Here is an 18,018-nt window from a genome sequence, read left to right as displayed (position 1 = left end):
TGACTGAACGTGTTTCTGAGTTCAATACCTCTTCCGCAGTCCCAGCCCGCAGCCGACTCCGCGCGCTTCAAGCCAATCTGATCGCTTATGGGTTCATGACGCCCGCGATCATTCTTGGCGGTGCTGTTCTTCATCATCCCGGCGATTCTGGTTGTGTATCTCAGCCTGACCGATCTCTCGACGGCCAATTTCACGTCGGACATCAGTCAGATGAACTTCATCGGGCTGCAAAACTATGCGACGCTCCTCAATGATGCTTTTGCCAAAAAGATTCTGTTCAATACAGTCTTTTATGTGGTCGTGACGCTGTCACTCTTCAATATTGGCGCTGCTTTACTGGTCGCCCTGCTCACCGTGCATGTCAACCGCCGCGCCGGGTTCTTCTACCGGGCGCTGTGGCTGCTCCCGCGCATTACCTCCGGGTCAGTCTACGTGTTGATGTGGCGGCGCATCATTGCGGAACCGCCGTACGGCATTCTGAATCAGGTGAATATTCTGTTGGGACAGCCGACCGTCGTCTATGCGGCGGAAGACCCGTGGACCTTCGTGATCCTTGTCAACGGCTTCATCGGTCTGTCGTTCGGCATGATCATCTTCACATCGGCCATTGAAGCCATCCCGAAAGACCTGCTCAACGCCTCGCTGGTCGACGGTTCGACGCTGCTGCAGCGCGTTCGCTATGTGATTCTGCCCATGCTGCGCTGGCCGCTGCTGTTCGTCGTGACGTATCAAACGCTCTCCCTGCTCACCTCATTTGAGCAAATTCTGCTGCTCACCAACGGCGGGCCGGGCATCTACGAGACGGAGGTCTGGGCGCTCACCGCGTATCACCGCGCGCTGTCGAACTACTTTGGCAATGCCCAGTGGGGCTATGGCTCGGCGTTCGCGGTCGTCCTCGTGGCGATTGGCGTGGTGCTGGCTATCGTTTACATGCGCGTGTTCCGCTTCCGCGAACTGGTGAGCGAACCTAAGATTGAGGTGCTCTGATGACGACCAATACGCTGACACCCAGCTCCGCGCTCATCCAACCGCCGCCATCCTTCAGCGGCGCGCTGATCGGCGGTTTTGGGCGCGGGCTGCGCTTTGCGGTCATCACGACGCTGGTGCTGCTGGTCGCGGTCGCCTTCCTGACGTGGTTTTTCCGTCCCGCGCTGCAAGGCGGCGACGTGGAAGAGAACTTCACCCAAACCTTGGCCACCCTGCTCATCGGCCTGCTGCCGACCGCCGCCTGTATCGCTGGGGGTGCGGGCGCGCGTCGGTCGCGGCGGCAGTTCGTCGCCGCGCTGATCGCCGCTTGGCTGATCGCCGGGATCGCCTATGGCTTGCTCATCGGCTATCAGGCGACCACCGGGTCGGGCGTCTTCCGCCAAGCGCCGACGCTCGGGTTCACCATGCGCCAAACCGACGCCGGCATTGAAGTCGTCGACCTGATTCCCGGCGGCCCGGCGGAAGCGGCGGGACTCCTCCCCGGTGACGTCATCACCGCCCTGCGCCGCGACCCCGTCACGCTGGAGCAGTTGCAAACGCTCATCGCGCAAGCGCAAATCGACGATACGCTGCGCCTGCGCCTCACCCGCGCGGGCGAAGAACTGCAAATCCCCGTCAGCGTCGCGCTCATCAGCCAGACCGACACCACCGGGCTGGTGCGTGGCCTGCTGATCGCGCTGGCGCTCGCGACGGTCGCGCTGATCATCCCCTCCGGTTGGACACCCCATCTGGTGCTCGCGAGCATGCTCGTGCCGCTGTTCGTCGGCTACCTGTGGCTGATCATTGCGACGTTCTCCGTGCGCACGCAGGGGCTCGTCCCCGTCGACGCCAACGGCAACTTCGGCGGGTGGACGCTCGCCAACTGGAACTTCCTACAAGGCGCAATCATCGGCGGCCCGACGGCGAACATTTACGCCGTCACGCTCAACTCATTGATCGTCGCGGTGGTCATGACGCTTTCGTCGCTGCTCGTGTGTTCGATGACCGGGTATGCGCTCGCGCGCATGAACTTCCCCGGTCGGCAAACGTTCCTGTCCATGACGCTCATCCTGCACGGGTTCCCGGCGGTCACACTGCTAATCCCGATCTTCCTCGTGCTGATCAACCTGAGCCGCCTGCCCATCATCGGCGATCTGGTCGGCTATAACACCGTAGGCGGCATCGCGCTGGTGATGATCGCGTTTGAGCTGCCGCTCGGCGTGTGGCTGATGAAAGGCTTCTTCGACAACATCTCGTGGGATATGGAACGCTCGGCGCTCATCGACGGCGCGTCCCGCTGGCGTACGTTTTACGAGATCATCCTGCCGCAGATTCGCCCCGGCTTGCTGGCGCTCGGCATCTTCTCGTTCATCAACGGTTGGAATGCCTACCTGATCCCCCGCGACCTACAGCGTCGGCACGGGGGTATCAACGCTGCCCGTCTACATCCGCCAATTGACTGGCGAAGTCGCCGCGATCAACTGGAATCAGGTGGCGGCGGTCGGGCTGTTCCAACTGCTGCCGATCTTCATCTTCTTCGTCTTCGCGCAAGAATACCTGCTGAATATCTACGCCGGTGGAACCAAGGGAAGTTCATAGATGGAAGTCAAAATTGATCATTTAAGCAAATCCTTTGGCGAAGTGGCCGCCGTCAACGACCTCAACCTGCACATCCGCGATGGCGAATTCGTCGCCTTCCTCGGGCCGTCGGGCTGCGGCAAGACCACGACTCTGCTCATGCTCGCGGGCATCTACAAGCCGAGCGGCGGCGTGATCCGCTTTGGCGAGCGCGTGGTCAATCAAGTGCCGCCGCGCGAACGCAACATCGGCATGGTGTTCCAGAGCTACGCGCTCTACCCGCACATGACCGTGTTCGCCAACATCGCCTACCCGCTCAAACTCAAGAAAGTCGCGCGGCGCGACCAGGAAGCCCGCGTGCGCCGCATCGCCGAAGTCATGGGCATTGGCGAACTACTGGATCGCCGCCCCGGTCAACTGTCCGGCGGGCAGCAGCAGCGCGTCGCCCTGGGGCGGGCGCTCGTCAAAGAGCCGGACATTCTGCTGTTTGACGAACCGCTCTCCAACCTCGACGCCCGCCTACGCCTGACCATGCGCGGCGAAATCAAGCACCTGCAAAAGCGGCTCGGCATCACATCCGTGTTCGTCACCCATGACCAGACGGAAGCCATGACCATGGCCGACCGCATCGCCGTGATGAGCCGCGGCAAACTGCAAGCCTTCGACACACCGGAAGACCTGTACGACCGTCCAAAAACTCTGTTCATCGCCGGGTTCATCGGCAACCCGCCCATGAACATCTTCGATGTGGAAGTCACGGCCAGCGGCGAGCAGTTTATGGCGCAGAACGACCAGCTCAAGCTGACCATCCCCGCGGCGCGCGGGACAGCGGCAGCGCGCACCCGAAAAGTGAAGCTCGGCATCCGTGCCGAAGACATTGAGCTCGCCGAGGGGGCGGCAGAAGATGGCGATGTGCAAGGCGAGGTCTACATTGTCGAACCGCTCGGGCGCGATGATATGCTGGATGTTGTCATCGGCGAGACGCACCTATATGTGCTGGCCGCGCCGGAAAAACGCATTCGCCCTGGCGATCAGGTGAGTCTGCGCTTCGATACCGCCAACGTGCAGTTCTTCGACCCGCAAACGGAGCAGTCGCTGTTATGGCAGTAAACTACGCCACCCCCGACGCCCACTTCGAGACGCTCGACCGCGCGATCCCCGAGCAGGCCGACTACGATCTCGCCGTGCGCCATGCACCGCGGCTCCGCTTTGACGTACGTGAGCCGTTCCTGCCGCTCGCCGTCGGTTACACGGTCATACGCGCGAGCGGTAAATCACCGTCGTTTCCGCGCGACATCATTCTGCCGCCGAACGCGCTGTGCGCCGTCGAATACGCGATCTGGTGGGACTGGGACATCCAGCATCTCTACGAACTGGAACACATCTGGGTTTACCTCGACGCGTCGGAAAACGTGATCGCCGCCGAGGCGAGTTGGCATGGTGACTGGCATCCAATGGTCGATGCCAACGGCGGCGTGCCGTTTGAGGGGGGACAAGTCACACTGTACTCCGAACCGGGCAAGCATGCCTTCGCCCCGGTCATCGAGTGGCTGCACGAACGCCAGGCGAAGACGAAGCGCTCGTGTGGGCCGCGCAGCGGCAGCATGGGCGTGCTCGTGACGCCGCTGTTCGCGGGTCGCATCCTCGACCGCCTACCCGTGAACAACAATCTCGTGCATGCGTATCTCGAACGCCTCGCCTTCATGCCAAGCTACGACTTCGCGCAGCAGTTTGACCTGGCCACCGCGGTCTTCGTACCGTGGAGCACGCTGTTCGCGTGGATTCCCGAGCGTATCCACTGGTGGACGGAGCATCTGCGCGCAACCCTGCCGCCCAATCAACGGCGACCGCTGCGCATCGCCCATCGCGGCGCGTCGGCTTACGCGCAGGAAGGTTCGACCGCGTCCGTCGAGAAAGCGTCAGACCTCGGCGCGGATATGGTCGAAGTTGACATTCGCGTGACCGCCGACAATGTGCCCGTCATCGCGCACGACGCCGACCTGATGCGCGTGTTCGGTGTGCCCGGTCTCATCAGCGATTTGACGCTGGCGGAACTGCGCGCCGCCACGCCGCCCGACCGTCAGCCGGTGCTCACCTTCGAAGAAATGGCCAAACTCTGCTCTGACCTCCAACTGGGACTGTACCTCGACATCAAAGAGATTACGCCGGGGGCGATGGTGACGGTGCTGACGGTGCTGCGCGAGACCGGGATGCTGCGCTACGCCATCTTTGGCTCGTTCCGCCCGGATCTCGTCGCCGAAATCAAAGCGAACGCGCCTGAAGCGGTCACGTCGATCCTGTTCTCGTCCGCCAACGTCGAACCCGTGCTGTTGGCACGTTCGGTCAAAGCGGATTATGTGCATCCGTGCTGGGAGCGCTTTGAGTCGCCCTCAGCGCTGCTCACCGAAGCGTGGATCAACAGTGTGCGCGCCGAAGAGCTGGGCATCGTGTGCTGGCATGAAGAACGCCCCCACGAGATCGCCGCGCTGACCGCGCTCGGCGTGGACGGCATCTGCTCCGATCAGCCGGAACTGCTCGTCATTCCGCGCCCTTAACCCCGCAAACCAACCGAGGGGCAGATCGTCAACCCGCAAGCGCGTGTGCGATCTGCCTCAACCGGACTCCACCCGTTCACTCCAGTTTCACCAATGCCGAAAAACCCGGCTGAGGGATACAATCATAGAGATGAACTGTGATTGACGGAGCGTGCCCCATGACCAACAACCCGAATAGCTCTGACGCGCCGACCCCGGAAGTCGGCCAGCGCATTCGCCTGCTGCGTGAAGCCCGCGATCTCTCGCTGCGCGCCTTGGCGGAACGCTGCGGTTTATCGGTGAATGCGATCAGCCGGATTGAACGGGGCGAAAATTCGCCGACCGTGTCCTCGCTCCATCTGCTCGCCACTGCGCTGAACGTCCCGATCACCGAGTTTTTCCATACCAACATTCAGCGCAGCGTCGTCTATGTCAAGCACGACCAGCGAACGCGCTCCCAGCAAAGCGGCATGGACATCGAAAGTCTCGGCATCGGCCTGCATAACCAGCAGATTGAACCGTTTCTCGTCACGCTGCAGCCGCATGCGCAAACGGAGAACCCGCTGATCACGCACAGCGGGCAGGAATTCGTGTATTGTGTCGAGGGACAAATCGAATATCAGGTGGGCGGCGAGGTCTTCACACTCACCGGGGGTGACAGCCTGCTGTTTGAGGCGACGCAGGCGCATCGCTTCTGCAATCGGTCAGCGCAGCCCGCCGTGATCCTCGCGATCTTCCAAACGCGTGAGGGCAAAACCGGCTTCAGCCAGAGTCATCTCAACCCGGGCGCAGGTTAAGCCGACGGCTGCGCCAACCCGGTTTCCAGATAGTTGGTCAACTGGGACGATGATAAGCCGCCGGTGTGCGTCGCGTAGATTTCGCCATCCCGACCGATAAACAGGCTCGTGGGATACCCGGTCATGCCAAAGGCCGTTTGCAAGCGCCGATCGGTGTCCAGCACGACCGGAAAGCGCAGCCCGAGCGTCGTGGCGAACGGCGCAATCTCCGCGGAGGTCTCCCCATTGTTGATCGCCAGCACCATCACGCCTTGCTCGCTGTAGCGCTCATATGCACGTTCGATAGCGGGCATCTCGGCGCGGCACGGCGGACACCACGTCGCCCAGAAGTTCAGCATGACGATCTGCCCGCGGTAATCGCTCAGGCGCACGGTCTCTCCCGTCAACGTCGTCGCGGTGAAGTCGGGCGCGCTGCCCACCCGCCCGGTCGCCGTGTTCATCGACGCGCTGACGGCCATCCAGCCGATGATCAGGAGGCCCACGCCGAGGACAATCAGGATCAGCGGGCTGTTGCCCGGTTCCGTACGCTGCGTTTTGCGCTTTTTGGCGACTGCGCTCATAGCATTCCCTTTGTCAAACGCGCCGCAGCATCCGGCAGCGCGATTAGCTGGCTCAACACCTACCACTGTAGCGAACAATTCGCCTCTCCGTTAGCACAATTCGCTTATGCAGACACATAAGCCGAGCTAATGGCGTGCTGATCCGGTCGGCGCGGGCAGATCTGGCACGCTGAGAGCGTCTATACAGGGCGTACACAGAGGAGAACACGGATGCACACACCGAACGATCGCCGCTACAGCGGTGACATTGAACGCTTGCGGTCGCCGCAGCGCATGGCGCTGATGGAAGTGGAACGCGTCGTCGATTTAGTGCTCGCAGGCCTAACTGCACAGTCAGCGCTGGATGTCGGCACGGGCAGCGGCCTGTTTGCCGAGCACTTCGCAGCGCGGGGCTTGACCGTTGCGGGCGTTGATCTGCGCGAGGACATGCTCGAAGCGGCACGGCAGTATGTGCCCACGGGCGACTTTCGGCAGGGACGCATGGAAGCCGTGCCCTTCGACGACGCGGCCTTTGACCTCGTCTTCTTGGGACACGTCCTGCACGAAGCCGACGACCTCGTCGGGGCGCTGCGCGAAGCCCGCCGGACGGCGCGAATGCGCGTGGTCGTGCTGGAATGGCCGCACCGCGCGCAGGACTACGGTCCGCCGCTCGATCACCGTCTGACGCCTGAACAGGTCGCCGCGGCGGCACTAGAGGCCGGGCTACCCCAGTTTGAGCAGATCGATTTGACGCACTTGGTGCTGTACCGCTTGAATCTGGGCTAACTGGGGGGAAATCGGGGCGCAGATTAGTGCGCCCCGATCAAGGGGAGGCTAGCTCAGCGACGCTGCGACGCGCAGCAGCTTGTCCCGCGCCGCCGCCGCAATCGGCTCCAGCGCCGGGTTGTTGACGAACTCCATCATGTTCTTGGGGTCGATAATGCCGACTTCGACCTCACCCCCTTCCCCCTGTGCGACGGTCACATTGCACGGCAGCAGCAGCCCCATATCCGGCGCGAGGGTCAGCGCCTGATGCGCGAGGTGCGGATTGCACGCGCCGAGAATGCGATACGGGCGAAAATCGACATCCAGCTTCTTCTTCATCGTGTCCTTGACGTCGATTTCGGTCAGCACGCCGAACCCTTCCGCCTTCAGCGCGTCGATAACACGCTGGCGTGCCGTCTCAAAATCAGCGTGCAGGGTCACTTTGATGCCGAGGCCTTCGGTGGTTTGCGTCATCGTTCATCGCTCCTAGTTTCGTTCGACGGGCAAACCGCTGCCCGCCCACGAGTACATCCCGCCGAGGATATTGTAGACAGTTTCAAAGCCTTTTTGCCCCAACAGCGCGGCTGCCGATTGGCTGCAAGAGCCGGAAGCGCAGATCACGGCGACGGGTTGATGTGGATCGAGTTCGCTGACGCGGCGTCCCAGTTCGCCGAGCGAAATCAGCTTGGCACCGGGCACGTGACCCGACGCATACTCCCACGCTTCGCGCACGTCCACAACCAGCGGGCGTTCACTCTCCCGCGCCAGGAGGTCGCGCAGTTCGCCGGGTTCAATGTCGCGCACATCGCCCGCAGTGACGGGCAGGCCGAGCGCTTCCCACGTGGCGAGGCTGTCCGCGAGATAGCCGACAACATTTTCAAAGCCGACGCGGGCGAGGCTGTACACCAGCCGTTCATAGTCCGCCGGATCGCTGAGCTGGATCACGATCAAGGCATCAGGATGCAGCACATGCCCCACGCGGTTGCTCAACTGCTCGTCGAAGGGCAGATGCGTCGCGCCGGGGATATGGGACTGCTTGTATTCAGCTTTCGTGCGCGTATCAAGCCAGGGCCGCCCACGCTGAAACTCGTTGATCGCCTGCTGCGTCGACAGCGGACGCGGCTTGATCACGCCGAGCGGACGCGGCCCACGGCGGTTGATCGCCTTGATGCGCTTGTGGTTACCGGGCTGTTCCGGCAGGCCGCTCACCGCAAAGTCGATGTACTCGTCGCGGGTGCGCGGCTGCAGCGCGGGATTCGAACCGCGCTCAAAGCCGAGCGTAGTCATGCGCACGGAGCCAATCGACTTGCCGCACAGCGACCCCGCGCCGTGTCCCGGCAGAATCAGTGTGCCATCCGGCAGCGTGAGATATTCGTTGTTGAGCGTATCGTGCATGTGTCCGGCGAGATCGCGCGCCGCTTCGAGACCGACCAGATCGGGGCGTCCGGCGTCACCGACGAACAGCGTATCGCCAGTCAGTGCCATCCACGCCGTTTCGGTGCGCGTCTTGTCAGCTACCAACACGGTGATGCTTTCCGGGCATGCCCGGGCGTATGGCGAATGCGCAGGTCGAGGTTGCCGAGTGTCAGCGTGTCGCCGCCCTGCAGCAGCTTGACTTCAAATTCGGCGTCCGCCGCTTCGTGCACGTAGATGTCCGCGCCCGTGCGGTCAGCCAGATCCGTATTGCCGGACACATGGTCAGCGTGCAGGTGAGTTTCGATGATGTGGGTGATCTTCAGTCCGCGTTCAGCGGCGGCGTCAAGATATTTCTGTACGTCACGATCCGGATCGATCACGGCGGCGACGCCATAGCTCTCACAGCCGACCAGATAGGAGAGGCAGCCGATACCGTCGATAAAGAACTGTTGGAGATACATCCAGATTCATCCTCACTGACTACACGCTTCAGGTACGGTGTCACTATAACAGACGCCCCTGCTCACGAGCACTCCCCGCCTCCTTATGCATGGCATTAGTGGCAAGTTATGGCATACGCCGGGCGGACGGTGGTTGTGCGTCCAGTGAGCAGCGTTCTAGCCGCGTTATACTGGAATGCAAATGGGAGTCCGCAGCCAAAAGGAGTCTGCTCATGAAACGCCTCGCCCTCGCGTTCGTCCTCAGCCTCGTCACAACCTTCGGCGTCCTCGCGCAAAAGGAGACGCCTACCCCCACCCCGAATGATGAAGACGGGCTGCCGCTCCTGCATCGCACCGAACTGTCCGAGGACTATGACACCAACTGGGAACGCGTCGTTGCCGAACTCCAGATTCTGGAGCTGATCCCCGAAGACGGGGAGCTGCTGTTTCTCGAAGACATGGCGCTCGAACCCCTGGGTGGTGGCGGCAGCGCCGATGCGACCTACCGCAATTACATCATGGGCGCGCTGATCAGCGTGCGCGAAGATGGCGGCGACTCGGCGGGCGTATGCACCTTCATCACGCGTGCGGAGATGAATCGACAGGGGCAAATTCTGCGCGCGACGGGTGTGGTCATCACTTCCGACGATGAAGTCTACGCCATCGAACAGACAGGCCCGAACCGCCAGCCCCGTATGACCAGTATCGACACCGACGGTGATCCGACCTTCTACAATCCCATCTACATCGTCGTACTGGTCAAAGATGCTGCGGTGAGCGTGTGGGCGGATGGCATCCCCATGATCGAGGAATGGGAACTGGAAAACGAACTCCCCGACGGCGAATTTGCGGATCCGGTCACGACGCTGGTCAACCCGGAATTCGGCTGTGTGATGACGGAGTTGTGGGCCTACGGCTTCTAGTTCGGCTGTGTCTGGCGTGGGAGGCACGCGCAAACTCGGCTACACTTGGGCGCTGAGAAGGTCACGCGTTCGCGCATCTGCTTGTTTAACCCGTTGAGGAGTATAAATCATGTTTGCATCCAGCTTACCGGATAAAACGTTCTTTCAGATTTGCCTGATCGTCGACGACTGCGAGCGGTTCGCCGCTAATTATCGTGAAATTCTCGGCTTTGACGTGCCGCACGATTACCAGATCACCGAGTTGTACGAGCACACGCGGTACCTACTACGGTCAACCGCTGAATGCGCGCGCCAAAATCATCAGTTGGATGTGGGGCGGCGTCGCCTTTGAACTGCTCGAACCACTGGACGCGCCGAGCGTGTGGATGGATCACCTGAAGAAGCACGGCAGCAGCCTGCATCATGTCGCTTTCAACGTGCCGCGCAGCGCGCCTGCCGCCGCCTATTTTGCCGATCATGGCTATCAGACGACGCAGGCGGGCTTGTTCACCGGACGCACCGGCATGTACACCTATCTCGATACCGACAAAGACCTTGGCTTGACGATGGAACTGCTGGAAATCTACAGCGACTTCCGCTTCCCTCCGGCGCAGCCTTCCCGCTGACCGCGGCCTCGGCACAGATGTCGTCATGCAGGTCGGGCTGGTGGTCAACGACTGTGAGGCGACCGGAAGCGTTACCGCGAGCTGTTCGGCATCGAAGAAGCGTTCCGCACGGAGACGCCCGCCTACGCCATCACCGAAACGAAGTTCTTCGGTCAGCCGACCGAAGCCACGGCCAAGCTGATTTTCTTCCAATTTTGGGCAGGCGCAGTTGGAACTGATTCAGCCGGACAGCATTCCGAGTGTGTGGCGCAACTACCCAACGAACATGGGGACAGCGCCCACCATATCGCGTTTGTGGTCAAGGATACGCAGCAGGCCGTCGCTCATTTCGCCAAGTTCGGTATCGGCGTGGCGCAGCAGGGTTTCTACGGCGACCGCAGCGGCATGTACACCTACATGGACAGTCAGGAGAAGCTCGGTGTGATCTTCGAACTGCTGGAAAACTTCCCGCAGCCGCGCTAACCAGTGTGCAGCACAGGGATGTGTGTGGGGCACACGGTTGTGTGCCCCACTGATCCACTTTCGCCTCTAAATTCATTCCCTAATCCACGCAGCCCTGCTTTTCGGCAGCAATTTTCTACCCAGTTAACACAAAATAATGTCATTCTTAATTGTTTTTATTGACGTACCATACTAATATCAAGAAACAGTAATACACTGTGTAACTTAGAGAAGGTCACATTACCATGCCAAAAGCTACCAACCAGTACTATGAGGATGAGAAGGCCAAGTGGGACAGCTTGGTTGATGCGCACTACGCACAGCACCCGGAAAAGCTGCTCCTGCGACCTGGAGCAAGACTTCCTATTCGTATGTTCGGACGGATAAGGTCGCCAGCGCATATCCCGGCACAAAAGACTTCTTTAAGGACATTCGTGGCAAACGTCTGCTGGAATATGGGTGTGGCTCTGGTATGACGGCGTCATTGCTCGCCAAAGCGGGCGCGGGACGTAACGGCGTTCGATATTTCCGAGAAGAGTGTGGCGACAACGCAGTTACGGGCGCAGTTGAACAACCTGGCCGAACCTACATGCTCAGGTTGGCGTGGGCGAGGAGCTGCCCTTCCCCGACGCCAGCTTTGACCTCGCCTTTGGCCGGCGGTTCTCCATCATCTGGATGTCGATCCGCCGGTCTGCAGAACTGCTGCGCGTGCTCAAACCGGGCGGAAAGGCGCTTTTATCGAACCGCTCGGCATGAATCCTGTGCTGACGTATGTGCGCAATCATGTGCCGTACCCCGACAAAAACCCGGTTGGTGATGATCGACCGCTGACTTATGCGGAGATCAATAAATGGGGGCGCGGCTACAGCGACTTCCATTATCACGAAGTCCATTTCTTTGGCATGATTGTGCGGGCGTTTCCCTATCGCTGGCATGTCCGCCTACCGGTTTTGCACAAAGTTGACCGCGTGGTGCTGCGCTATGCCCCGCCGCTGCGGCGCTTGCCGGTACGTGTTGATCATGCTGGAGAAGTGGCAGGTCGTCGCGAGGACAAACAACGCCCGTCGTTTTGACGGGCATTAGTGTGTTTGCTGACGCGGTTAGGCTGCGGCAAAAGCTTTGTAGTGCCTACGAAACCAGAAATAAGCTGGCCATTGAGCCCGTTCGCCGCTATGTTTCCTGAATCCACACGCGCATCTCGCCGGGCTGACGATTAGCCCAGAAGCAGTAGGGAATCGCCCCGAGCGTGATTGGAAGTTTCGCGTAAAGTCAAGGTCGGCAGCGGGCGCGTAGAGCCGCCGCGCCACTGCGCCGATCTGCCCCGCAACGCTTCCCCGGTGATCGTGCCCACGCCGCCAAAGAGCCGGCGTCAAGCATAGTTAAGCGCGTTGGTGCGCGGCAAACGCAGATGCGCGAGACCCGCGCCGTTATCCGCTTCTCTAAACAGTAGACCAGCGGTCCGCGCTGCAAGGCGACGCAGCCTACATCCGCGCGAATATTGGGTGCGCGGTGATGCGCCCAACCGGCATCGCCAGCATCAGCGTCACTCTGATCGCCAGCACGCCACCGCGGTCGAGGACGGCAGCCTTGGTCCAACTCGACCGCAAGGCGCCGTTCGTTCACCGTGATAGCGTATTCCCGGCACTAGCCCGGAAATGCGCAGCGCCAGTTCAAACGTGTCGGCTCTCGCCAGTTCCAGCGCGTGAAGTTGATCCCGCCGTCCCACGGGTAGTCGGTAGCCCGGGTGATGTGCTCTCGTTCGCGCCGACTGTCAGCCGCGCGGTGTTCTGGTTGTAGAGGTGGGACATGTTAAGTCGATCGGGTGTCGTCGCGTAGAAGTAACCACCAACCGGGACGCCACCATGCGCACGAGATCCGGCGGACAGCACGACACATCGAACCAATCGACCCTGCGGTGATGCGTCGGTGCAGACATACTGCCCAGGAGCGCATAGGCGAAGTAGCGTGATACGCTTGAGCGGGTTGCATTGAAAAACGTCTCGCCATCATAGCAAGCTACGCCGCTCAGGGATGCAGTTGTGCAGCGCCCGCTCGATAGCGTCGATGTAGCGGCGGTGCGGGTCAAGGCGAACATGCGCTGCGACCAGTAGCACAGCGCAATTGTTGAACAGGTTTCGCCTGTAGGCGGTGTCATTGGGCAGGTCAAACGCACGGTGAAACCCTCGATTGTATGGATTGAGCTGACAATTTTTCGTCACATGGCATGTGCCGCCCGGTCAGGCCGCTGTCCCACAGGCGCTGGGCGACTGCTGGTCAGTTCCGCATCCCCATTTCCAGTGCGAGGTCGGTCGTGCCCGCGGTGTAGATAGTACGCCCGCACCCAGTGCCCAACCATACCGGTTCGTTTCGCGGATCGGCGCATGCGCCTGACATTAGTGATACGAGCGAGCCCAGAACGCGCGCGGGTCTTCGCCGCGTTCAAGCGCTTCGGAGATCGTGGTAATGCGGCGCTTGCCCGCGCTCATCGACGAAATACTGCGCTAGCTCCGATAGCGCGGGTCGTCAGTCGCTTGGTACAAGCGCATCAAGGCGAGTTCGAGTTCGACGGCCGGGATAGCCGCGCTTTGACTGTCACCGCGCCCGAACGTCACCGCAATGTGATCCGCGTAGCGGCGCAGATGTCGAGTAATCTTGCGGTTTCCCGGTCACCTGCGCGTAGACGATGGTCGCCTGATCAAACGGCTTACGCAGTGGAGCTCATGCTGGTCACGCAGGTTGCGCCAGCGGTTCTCCGGCTCGACGGCGATGAAGGGCTGCTGGCGTAGCCGTCGGGCAACTGCATCTGCTCCATCCAGTCGACGACTTCGTCAACCTGCCGCTCAAACTCGGCGTTGGGGTGCAGCGCCACGCTGTAACCAACGGCTTCAATCCACTTGGCGACGTCCGAGTCCCAGAAGATGTGAGGTTCGGGCAGGTTCGGGTCACGCTGCGGATTCCACGCATCAATCCGCCCGGTGATCTTACATTGATGATACACGGCGGGCATGGTGTGGTCGCGATTGATCCGTTGGCGGTCACCCCAGAACCCGCCGTCGATCTCACGGCCGTCCACGGAGCGGTGAGGGTCTATTCTCTGATGTACGCATGTAAAGAATCCTTTTCGTATGAGTATGCATTAGTGCAAGTGGATCTAAAAACCCATGCGCTCAGGTGAATGCATGGGTTTGACAATCGACAAACCACGAACTACGGCGAGATTTCCGATATTCCAGCGTGGTATCGGCCACGCCGTGATAGTCGAGGTGCACCCGCCACTGGTACGTTGAACCCGATCGCCGACTGCGCCGTGCGTCCAGGTTTGCGTGCTGCGGATGAACGCAGCAAAAGACGCGGCGCGACCCGTGCTGATGTTTGGGCCGTGCACGCCGCCGAAGAACAGGAAAGCCTCGCTGTAGCGGTAGGTGACGTCTGATCGTCGCGGTTGTTCCAAACCACGATCAGCGTCGGGTGATGCGCATCCGGCACATGCTGCGCGCCCGCTTCGGTACAACACTTCGCATAACGCGCGGACGTGTTCCGCCTGCATGCCAAGACGTAGGGCGCGATCCATCCGGATTAGCGACCATCGCGTCGACGATTCGGCCAAACGGTTGCGCACCCCGGCGGTGCAAACCGAACGCCCGCAGCATTTTTGAGCACGGTTTCGCGTTTGCGGTCCCGGCGGGAGAGCAGCCCATCTTCATCGCCGTACAAGCGAACAACGAGACGATCTGTCGGGGTGAGTACGATGCCCGTGATCAGCAGCGTCTCGCTGACCGCATCGTAGGTCACTTCCGGAACGATGCCTTTGCCGTCGATCTGCCCGGTCACATGCACTGACGCTTTGGGCGCCGTGCACGTGCCATGCACAAGTGCAGTGATCGTTCGGTGGGAATGAGTGTCGTCTCGCCCACCGCGGGGTCGACCGTCAGCGTCAGCGACTGCCCTGTCCACGTCTGGGTGATCGGCGTTTCACAGTGCCGCCCCTGCTGGTATTCGCGCGAGTCGCCGTCATCTTCATACAGGGTGAACGCACCGTCTGCGCCAGCATAGGCATGCAAATGCAGATCGGCGGGATTGTCGATGCCACCCCCACCTGGTCGGCGCGCCGAGCGGCAGAATCCCGCCGGCTTTGGCGAACAGCGGAATGTCTTGAGCAGCCCATAGAGCGCATACCAGCGGTCGCCCGCGTAGTCTTCGCCCGTCAGCGCGTTGTACCAATCGCCCTCCGGCAGCCACACCACCCGCCGCGACAACCCCGCGACCGGGTCGGCAGGCGCGGTGAATGGCGCGGCGACTGGACCCGTGCCGGAACGAGTATTGACCGGGGCAGTGATGCGCCAACCTTAACCGGGATAGTCGTAGTACATGGGCAGCAGCAGCGGCAGTGACTCGCGGTGGGCGCGCCATGCCATCGTATACAGGTACGGGATCAGCGCGTGGCGCAGTTGGAGCGCATCGCGCAGGGTCTCCCGGACTTCGGCGTTCTCAAACACCCATGGGCGCTGATCGGGTGAAGTATTCCTTGGCGGAATGAATGCGCAAAATCGGACTCAGCGCTTGAACCGTACCCAACGCAGCGAATAGCTCGGGTCGCCCGCGCCACTGATGTGTCCGCCGATGTCGTGACTCCACCAGCCATAGGCCACATTTGACGCGGTTGGCGTCATGTACGCTTGTGGCGCAGCGTCTCCCCACGTCATAAAACTGTCGCCGGAGAAGCCGATTGGGGTAGCGTTGATGGCCTCGTTGCTCCAGCGCGAGAAGATGAACGGGCGTTCTGCGCGGGTTGCGCCCGGCATCCTGAAAATGCAGGTGATTGATCAGCTACAGCGGGTCAAGCGTGTGAATCTTGCAGCTTTGCCCCCTGCTGCCAGTCGACCCACCAGAAGTCCACGCCCATGGCCTCGTAGGGTGGTGCAGCACTTCGAAATAGGCCCGCAGCCAAACGTCGGGTCGGTGATAGTCGAACTCTGACGGGCTTCTCGGTCGCCGGATCAACGCCCATGCGCCGCGCCATCCGGCATTACTCCTCGTGCGGACACGCCTTCCGCTGTGGAGATTCATGGCCGTGCAGCCCCTTGCTGTGCAGAAAATCCATGGAGCGCCCTGCGGGTCCGGGAATGTCTCATGATCCCATGTGTAGCCCGGTCCAACCGGAACTGGTGCTGCCTGTTTTGGTCAGGCACAGTCCATGCTCGATGATGCACACCGAGAGGGGAATGCCGTGCGCTTTCCGCATCGGTGATCAGCGCGGTCAGTTCGGCCTGCGTGTACGCTCAGGCAACGAGACTCCACCAGTTGCCGAGAATCCAGCGCGGGATGAGCGGCGCGCTCCGCCTCACGGTGCTGTAATCGCGCAACCCGGCTTTGTAGTCGTGACCATAGGCGAAGAAATACCACCGACGCCCTGACCCGTGCGCTGTTCGAGAACGTCGCATCATTGAGCAGCAGTGTCCGCGAATCAAGTCCAGCAGCGCCTAACCCGAACGCGAGATGAGTCCATCGTTGAGCGGCGCATGCCCGTGCTTATAGTCGAGTGGGCGCTAAGCAGTTTTGAGATTGTCCGTATCCACATCGCTGGGATGCCAGCACCGTTCTGTCGCTTTGACGCGGATCGCGAGGCTGTCCGGCGTAGCGGCTGGCTGACGACATACGTCAGCACGAAGGCGCGGCTTGATGATGAGACAGCCGTCCTTGCTGGTCGCCGCGAACGCGGGCACAGGCTGCTGGCGATACCACATGGTTTGCTGGCACGACCTTCAAAGCCATCACAGATCAGCATTCCGTTAGATCAAGCGCTCGCGGAGGACAGCGAAGCGTAGCATTCAGCGCGGACCACCGCTTCCGGGTTCGCCGCCAGCTTGACGTTCGCGATGTACTGCTGGGGAAGCATGAAGATATCTCTCGCTAACTCCGACCGAAATCGAGCGTTAGGTCAGTGGGGCGGCTCTTGCCGCAGCGATAGTTATAGGTTTATGACTGGCGGACGCGATAAAACGCATCCCTACGAAACCCATTCCGGGCTTGGCAACCTGTTTGCCCTCCCCGGAATTCGGGGAGGGGCTGGGGTGGGTCGGAAACAGAACTGGATGGTAGTGCGATTTATCTACCAAAACAACCTACTTCTGATCATGCAGCCAGCGAATATAGGCGATCAAGTCGAGCATTTGCTCGTCCGTCCACGCTGGCTGACCGCCGCTTGGCGGCATAGCGATCCCGGTGACATTGTCCGTGTGATCCGGACGCGCGCCCTCGCGGATGAACGCCAGTAAATCGACATCCGACGCGCATGTAAGACCAGCGGCGACGTAATCAGCGGCAGACCGAGGTGCGGCACGCTCGCCATTGAAGCCATGACAATCGCCGCACGTTCTCGGCAAAAAGTACTGCTGCCCGCGTTCGACATCACCCTGCCGCGCCACCGCTGTCACATCCGCGCGGGGTGTCGTCGCGCTGACGACGGTCGCGGTCACCCGGGCAGCTGCCACTACCTGACTGGAATACAAGCTCCGCCGACAGGAACTCCGCGCCGCTCACCACGGGGGCTTCGCCCGCGTTGAGCACCTCATTCCGCGGCCCGTCACTGCTCATGGCATTCGGCGCAATATCGACGACGCCATCACCGTCCACGTCGCCGACCGCCAGCGCGTAGGGCATCATGTCGTTGTCCTCACCGCCGATCAGGAAGCGCACACGCAAATCAGCGGGCGGATCGAACAGCAGGATCACACCGTCGTCATTCGGCAGCCCTCCCACTTCCCCGGAAGAGAATCGCCATCATCCCGGCGTTAAGGCGCATGCTGATCATCGTAAATTTACGGGTCGTAACTGGCGCACCGTAGAACAGATCGCCGATGCCGCCGTCCCTGTCGAGATCGTCAATGTAAAGCAGCGGGTCGCTCCGCTTTGCCGTCCCCCGATCGGGATAGATCGCGACGGTGCGTCCCGGTTCCGGCGCCGAGGTCGATCAGCTGCCCGCGAATCGGCTCGTGCGTGTAGATCACCCACGCC

29 protein-coding genes and 1 pseudogene are annotated in these 18,018 nt (G+C 61.2%); 12 read left to right on the top strand and 18 right to left on the bottom strand.

Annotated features, from left to right (window positions below; all coding sequences use genetic code 11):
* The first annotated feature begins 120 nt into the window (after nucleotides 1-120).
* The 5 genes from IPK17_RS00590 (at nucleotide 121) to IPK17_RS00570 (ending at nucleotide 5,875) form a co-directional block, all read left to right on the top strand.
* Nucleotides 121-987, top strand: a complete 867-nt coding sequence (locus IPK17_RS00590; RefSeq protein WP_343415743.1) for a carbohydrate ABC transporter permease — start codon at nucleotides 121-123, stop codon at nucleotides 985-987.
* Nucleotides 987-2,582 carry an ABC transporter permease subunit gene (locus IPK17_RS00585; RefSeq protein ID WP_343415726.1) on the top strand — a complete coding sequence of 532 codons (1,596 nt, stop codon included), beginning with the start codon at nucleotides 987-989 and terminating at the stop codon, nucleotides 2,580-2,582. Before IPK17_RS00590 ends, IPK17_RS00585 begins: the two co-directional genes overlap by 1 nt.
* Complete coding sequence (locus IPK17_RS00580) at nucleotides 2,566-3,654, top strand: ABC transporter ATP-binding protein (protein ID WP_343415725.1); 1,089 nt, start codon at nucleotides 2,566-2,568, stop codon at nucleotides 3,652-3,654. Before IPK17_RS00585 ends, IPK17_RS00580 begins: the two co-directional genes overlap by 17 nt.
* Nucleotides 3,645-5,099, top strand: coding sequence for a glycerophosphodiester phosphodiesterase (locus IPK17_RS00575; protein ID WP_343415724.1), 1,455 nt, complete (start codon nucleotides 3,645-3,647; stop codon nucleotides 5,097-5,099). The genes IPK17_RS00580 and IPK17_RS00575 overlap by 10 nt, the downstream gene beginning before the upstream one ends.
* Before the next feature lie 158 nt (nucleotides 5,100-5,257).
* Nucleotides 5,258-5,875, top strand: a complete 618-nt coding sequence (locus IPK17_RS00570; protein ID WP_343415723.1) for a helix-turn-helix domain-containing protein — start codon at nucleotides 5,258-5,260, stop codon at nucleotides 5,873-5,875.
* Here IPK17_RS00570 and IPK17_RS00565 read toward each other — a convergent pair.
* A complete protein-coding gene (locus tag IPK17_RS00565) occupies nucleotides 5,872-6,435 on the bottom strand; it encodes a redoxin domain-containing protein (RefSeq protein ID WP_343415722.1) in 564 nt (187 codons plus the stop codon). The two genes, IPK17_RS00570 and IPK17_RS00565, sit on opposite strands and share 4 nt — an antisense overlap.
* A 210-nt stretch (nucleotides 6,436-6,645) precedes the next feature.
* Between IPK17_RS00565 and IPK17_RS00560 the strand changes: the two genes are divergently transcribed.
* Entirely contained in the window at nucleotides 6,646-7,200 is a 555-nt protein-coding gene (locus IPK17_RS00560; RefSeq protein ID WP_343415721.1) for a class I SAM-dependent methyltransferase, read from the top strand.
* A gap of 48 nt (nucleotides 7,201-7,248) precedes the next feature.
* Here the strand turns inward: IPK17_RS00560 and IPK17_RS00555 are convergent, their stop codons facing one another.
* From IPK17_RS00555 to IPK17_RS00545, 3 genes are read right to left on the bottom strand one after another with little or no spacing between them, the layout of a single operon-like run.
* Nucleotides 7,249-7,653 (bottom strand): DUF302 domain-containing protein, encoded by a 405-nt coding sequence (locus tag IPK17_RS00555; protein WP_343415720.1) that lies wholly within the window; start codon nucleotides 7,651-7,653, stop codon nucleotides 7,249-7,251.
* Between the two features lie 12 nt (nucleotides 7,654-7,665).
* Complete coding sequence (locus IPK17_RS00550) at nucleotides 7,666-8,700, bottom strand: rhodanese-like domain-containing protein (RefSeq protein ID WP_343415719.1); 1,035 nt, start codon at nucleotides 8,698-8,700, stop codon at nucleotides 7,666-7,668.
* Complete coding sequence (locus tag IPK17_RS00545) at nucleotides 8,694-9,056, bottom strand: MBL fold metallo-hydrolase (RefSeq protein ID WP_343415718.1); 363 nt, start codon at nucleotides 9,054-9,056, stop codon at nucleotides 8,694-8,696. Before IPK17_RS00545 ends, IPK17_RS00550 begins: the two co-directional genes overlap by 7 nt.
* Before the next feature lie 212 nt (nucleotides 9,057-9,268).
* Between IPK17_RS00545 and IPK17_RS00540 the strand changes: the two genes are divergently transcribed.
* The 6 genes from IPK17_RS00540 to IPK17_RS00515 all read left to right on the top strand — a co-directional run bounded on the left by IPK17_RS00540 (nucleotide 9,269) and on the right by IPK17_RS00515 (nucleotide 12,077).
* On the top strand, nucleotides 9,269-9,958 hold the full coding sequence (locus IPK17_RS00540) for a hypothetical protein (protein ID WP_343415717.1): 690 nt from the start codon (nucleotides 9,269-9,271) through the stop codon (nucleotides 9,956-9,958).
* Nucleotides 9,959-10,067: 109 nt separating this feature from the next.
* Nucleotides 10,068-10,289 carry a hypothetical protein gene (locus tag IPK17_RS00535; RefSeq protein WP_343415716.1) on the top strand — a complete coding sequence of 74 codons (222 nt, stop codon included), beginning with the start codon at nucleotides 10,068-10,070 and terminating at the stop codon, nucleotides 10,287-10,289.
* A complete protein-coding gene (locus IPK17_RS00530; RefSeq protein ID WP_343415715.1) occupies nucleotides 10,267-10,563 on the top strand; it encodes a VOC family protein in 297 nt (98 codons plus the stop codon). Before IPK17_RS00535 ends, IPK17_RS00530 begins: the two co-directional genes overlap by 23 nt.
* A 243-nt stretch (nucleotides 10,564-10,806) precedes the next feature.
* On the top strand, nucleotides 10,807-11,025 hold the full coding sequence (locus IPK17_RS00525; RefSeq protein WP_343415714.1) for a VOC family protein: 219 nt from the start codon (nucleotides 10,807-10,809) through the stop codon (nucleotides 11,023-11,025).
* Between the two features lie 582 nt (nucleotides 11,026-11,607).
* A complete protein-coding gene (locus IPK17_RS00520; protein WP_343415713.1) occupies nucleotides 11,608-11,760 on the top strand; it encodes a class I SAM-dependent methyltransferase in 153 nt (50 codons plus the stop codon).
* Nucleotides 11,757-12,077: a hypothetical protein gene (locus IPK17_RS00515; protein ID WP_343415712.1), complete on the top strand. Its 321-nt coding sequence runs from the start codon at nucleotides 11,757-11,759 to the stop codon at nucleotides 12,075-12,077. The genes IPK17_RS00520 and IPK17_RS00515 overlap by 4 nt, the downstream gene beginning before the upstream one ends.
* 97 nt (nucleotides 12,078-12,174) lie before the next feature.
* Here IPK17_RS00515 and IPK17_RS40375 read toward each other — a convergent pair whose 3' ends face one another.
* From IPK17_RS40375 to IPK17_RS00460, 14 genes and pseudogenes are all read right to left on the bottom strand, one after another.
* Nucleotides 12,175-12,255 (bottom strand): hypothetical protein, encoded by an 81-nt coding sequence (locus tag IPK17_RS40375; RefSeq protein ID WP_350341609.1) that lies wholly within the window; start codon nucleotides 12,253-12,255, stop codon nucleotides 12,175-12,177.
* Between the two features lie 18 nt (nucleotides 12,256-12,273).
* Nucleotides 12,274-12,501, bottom strand: a complete 228-nt coding sequence (locus IPK17_RS40370) for a hypothetical protein (protein WP_350341608.1) — start codon at nucleotides 12,499-12,501, stop codon at nucleotides 12,274-12,276.
* On the bottom strand, nucleotides 12,486-12,611 hold the full coding sequence (locus IPK17_RS00510) for a hypothetical protein (protein ID WP_343415711.1): 126 nt from the start codon (nucleotides 12,609-12,611) through the stop codon (nucleotides 12,486-12,488). Before IPK17_RS00510 ends, IPK17_RS40370 begins: the two co-directional genes overlap by 16 nt.
* Before the next feature lie 164 nt (nucleotides 12,612-12,775).
* On the bottom strand, nucleotides 12,776-13,192 hold the full coding sequence (locus tag IPK17_RS40365; RefSeq protein WP_350341607.1) for a beta-L-arabinofuranosidase domain-containing protein: 417 nt from the start codon (nucleotides 13,190-13,192) through the stop codon (nucleotides 12,776-12,778).
* A gap of 516 nt (nucleotides 13,193-13,708) precedes the next feature.
* The gene (locus IPK17_RS00505; protein WP_343415710.1) at nucleotides 13,709-14,077 is read right to left on the bottom strand and encodes a beta-L-arabinofuranosidase domain-containing protein; all 369 of its coding nucleotides are present in this window, start codon (nucleotides 14,075-14,077) and stop codon (nucleotides 13,709-13,711) included.
* A gap of 78 nt (nucleotides 14,078-14,155) precedes the next feature.
* Nucleotides 14,156-14,575, bottom strand: coding sequence for an ADP-ribosylation factor GTPase-activating family protein (locus tag IPK17_RS00500; RefSeq protein WP_343415709.1), 420 nt, complete (start codon nucleotides 14,573-14,575; stop codon nucleotides 14,156-14,158).
* 5 nt (nucleotides 14,576-14,580) lie between these two features.
* A complete protein-coding gene (locus tag IPK17_RS00495) occupies nucleotides 14,581-14,835 on the bottom strand; it encodes a hypothetical protein (RefSeq protein ID WP_343415708.1) in 255 nt (84 codons plus the stop codon).
* Complete coding sequence (locus IPK17_RS00490) at nucleotides 14,832-15,260, bottom strand: DUF5110 domain-containing protein (RefSeq protein ID WP_343415707.1); 429 nt, start codon at nucleotides 15,258-15,260, stop codon at nucleotides 14,832-14,834. The genes IPK17_RS00495 and IPK17_RS00490 overlap by 4 nt, the downstream gene beginning before the upstream one ends.
* Before the next feature lie 90 nt (nucleotides 15,261-15,350).
* A pseudogene (locus tag IPK17_RS00485) lies at nucleotides 15,351-15,806 on the bottom strand (TIM-barrel domain-containing protein).
* A 35-nt stretch (nucleotides 15,807-15,841) separates the two neighbouring features.
* A complete protein-coding gene (locus IPK17_RS00480; RefSeq protein ID WP_343415706.1) occupies nucleotides 15,842-16,024 on the bottom strand; it encodes a hypothetical protein in 183 nt (60 codons plus the stop codon).
* Nucleotides 16,025-16,283: 259 nt separating this feature from the next.
* Nucleotides 16,284-16,448 carry a hypothetical protein gene (locus tag IPK17_RS00475; RefSeq protein WP_343415705.1) on the bottom strand — a complete coding sequence of 55 codons (165 nt, stop codon included), beginning with the start codon at nucleotides 16,446-16,448 and terminating at the stop codon, nucleotides 16,284-16,286.
* A gap of 102 nt (nucleotides 16,449-16,550) precedes the next feature.
* On the bottom strand, nucleotides 16,551-16,748 hold the full coding sequence (locus tag IPK17_RS00470; RefSeq protein WP_343415704.1) for a hypothetical protein: 198 nt from the start codon (nucleotides 16,746-16,748) through the stop codon (nucleotides 16,551-16,553).
* A gap of 378 nt (nucleotides 16,749-17,126) precedes the next feature.
* Nucleotides 17,127-17,480, bottom strand: coding sequence for a c-type cytochrome (locus IPK17_RS00465; RefSeq protein ID WP_343415703.1), 354 nt, complete (start codon nucleotides 17,478-17,480; stop codon nucleotides 17,127-17,129).
* Nucleotides 17,413-17,736, bottom strand: coding sequence for a hypothetical protein (locus IPK17_RS00460; protein ID WP_343415702.1), 324 nt, complete (start codon nucleotides 17,734-17,736; stop codon nucleotides 17,413-17,415). The genes IPK17_RS00465 and IPK17_RS00460 overlap by 68 nt, the downstream gene beginning before the upstream one ends.
* Nucleotides 17,737-18,018: the final 282 nt, after the last annotated feature.

The sequence above is a fragment of the Candidatus Flexifilum breve genome (assembly GCF_016713355.1).
This window is presented reverse-complemented; position numbering and strand designations above follow the sequence as displayed.

Coding starts and splice junctions, on each gene's coding strand:
- IPK17_RS00585 (WP_343415726.1), top strand. CDS start 987: ATGACGACCAATACGCTGACACCCAGCTCCGCGCTCATCCAACCGCCG.
- IPK17_RS00580 (WP_343415725.1), top strand. CDS start 2,566: ATGGAAGTCAAAATTGATCATTTAAGCAAATCCTTTGGCGAAGTGGCC.
- IPK17_RS00575 (WP_343415724.1), top strand. CDS start 3,645: ATGGCAGTAAACTACGCCACCCCCGACGCCCACTTCGAGACGCTCGAC.
- IPK17_RS00570 (WP_343415723.1), top strand. CDS start 5,258: ATGACCAACAACCCGAATAGCTCTGACGCGCCGACCCCGGAAGTCGGC.
- IPK17_RS00565 (WP_343415722.1), bottom strand. CDS start 6,435: ATGAGCGCAGTCGCCAAAAAGCGCAAAACGCAGCGTACGGAACCGGGC.
- IPK17_RS00560 (WP_343415721.1), top strand. CDS start 6,646: ATGCACACACCGAACGATCGCCGCTACAGCGGTGACATTGAACGCTTG.
- IPK17_RS00555 (WP_343415720.1), bottom strand. CDS start 7,653: ATGACGCAAACCACCGAAGGCCTCGGCATCAAAGTGACCCTGCACGCT.
- IPK17_RS00545 (WP_343415718.1), bottom strand. CDS start 9,056: ATGTATCTCCAACAGTTCTTTATCGACGGTATCGGCTGCCTCTCCTAT.
- IPK17_RS00540 (WP_343415717.1), top strand. CDS start 9,269: ATGAAACGCCTCGCCCTCGCGTTCGTCCTCAGCCTCGTCACAACCTTC.
- IPK17_RS00535 (WP_343415716.1), top strand. CDS start 10,068: ATGTTTGCATCCAGCTTACCGGATAAAACGTTCTTTCAGATTTGCCTG.
- IPK17_RS00530 (WP_343415715.1), top strand. CDS start 10,267: ATGTGGGGCGGCGTCGCCTTTGAACTGCTCGAACCACTGGACGCGCCG.
- IPK17_RS00515 (WP_343415712.1), top strand. CDS start 11,757: ATGAATCCTGTGCTGACGTATGTGCGCAATCATGTGCCGTACCCCGAC.
- IPK17_RS00500 (WP_343415709.1), bottom strand. CDS start 14,575: ATGGATCGCGCCCTACGTCTTGGCATGCAGGCGGAACACGTCCGCGCG.
- IPK17_RS00480 (WP_343415706.1), bottom strand. CDS start 16,024: ATGGCGCGGCGCATGGGCGTTGATCCGGCGACCGAGAAGCCCGTCAGA.
- IPK17_RS00475 (WP_343415705.1), bottom strand. CDS start 16,448: ATGATGCGACGTTCTCGAACAGCGCACGGGTCAGGGCGTCGGTGGTAT.
- IPK17_RS00470 (WP_343415704.1), bottom strand. CDS start 16,748: ATGTGGTATCGCCAGCAGCCTGTGCCCGCGTTCGCGGCGACCAGCAAG.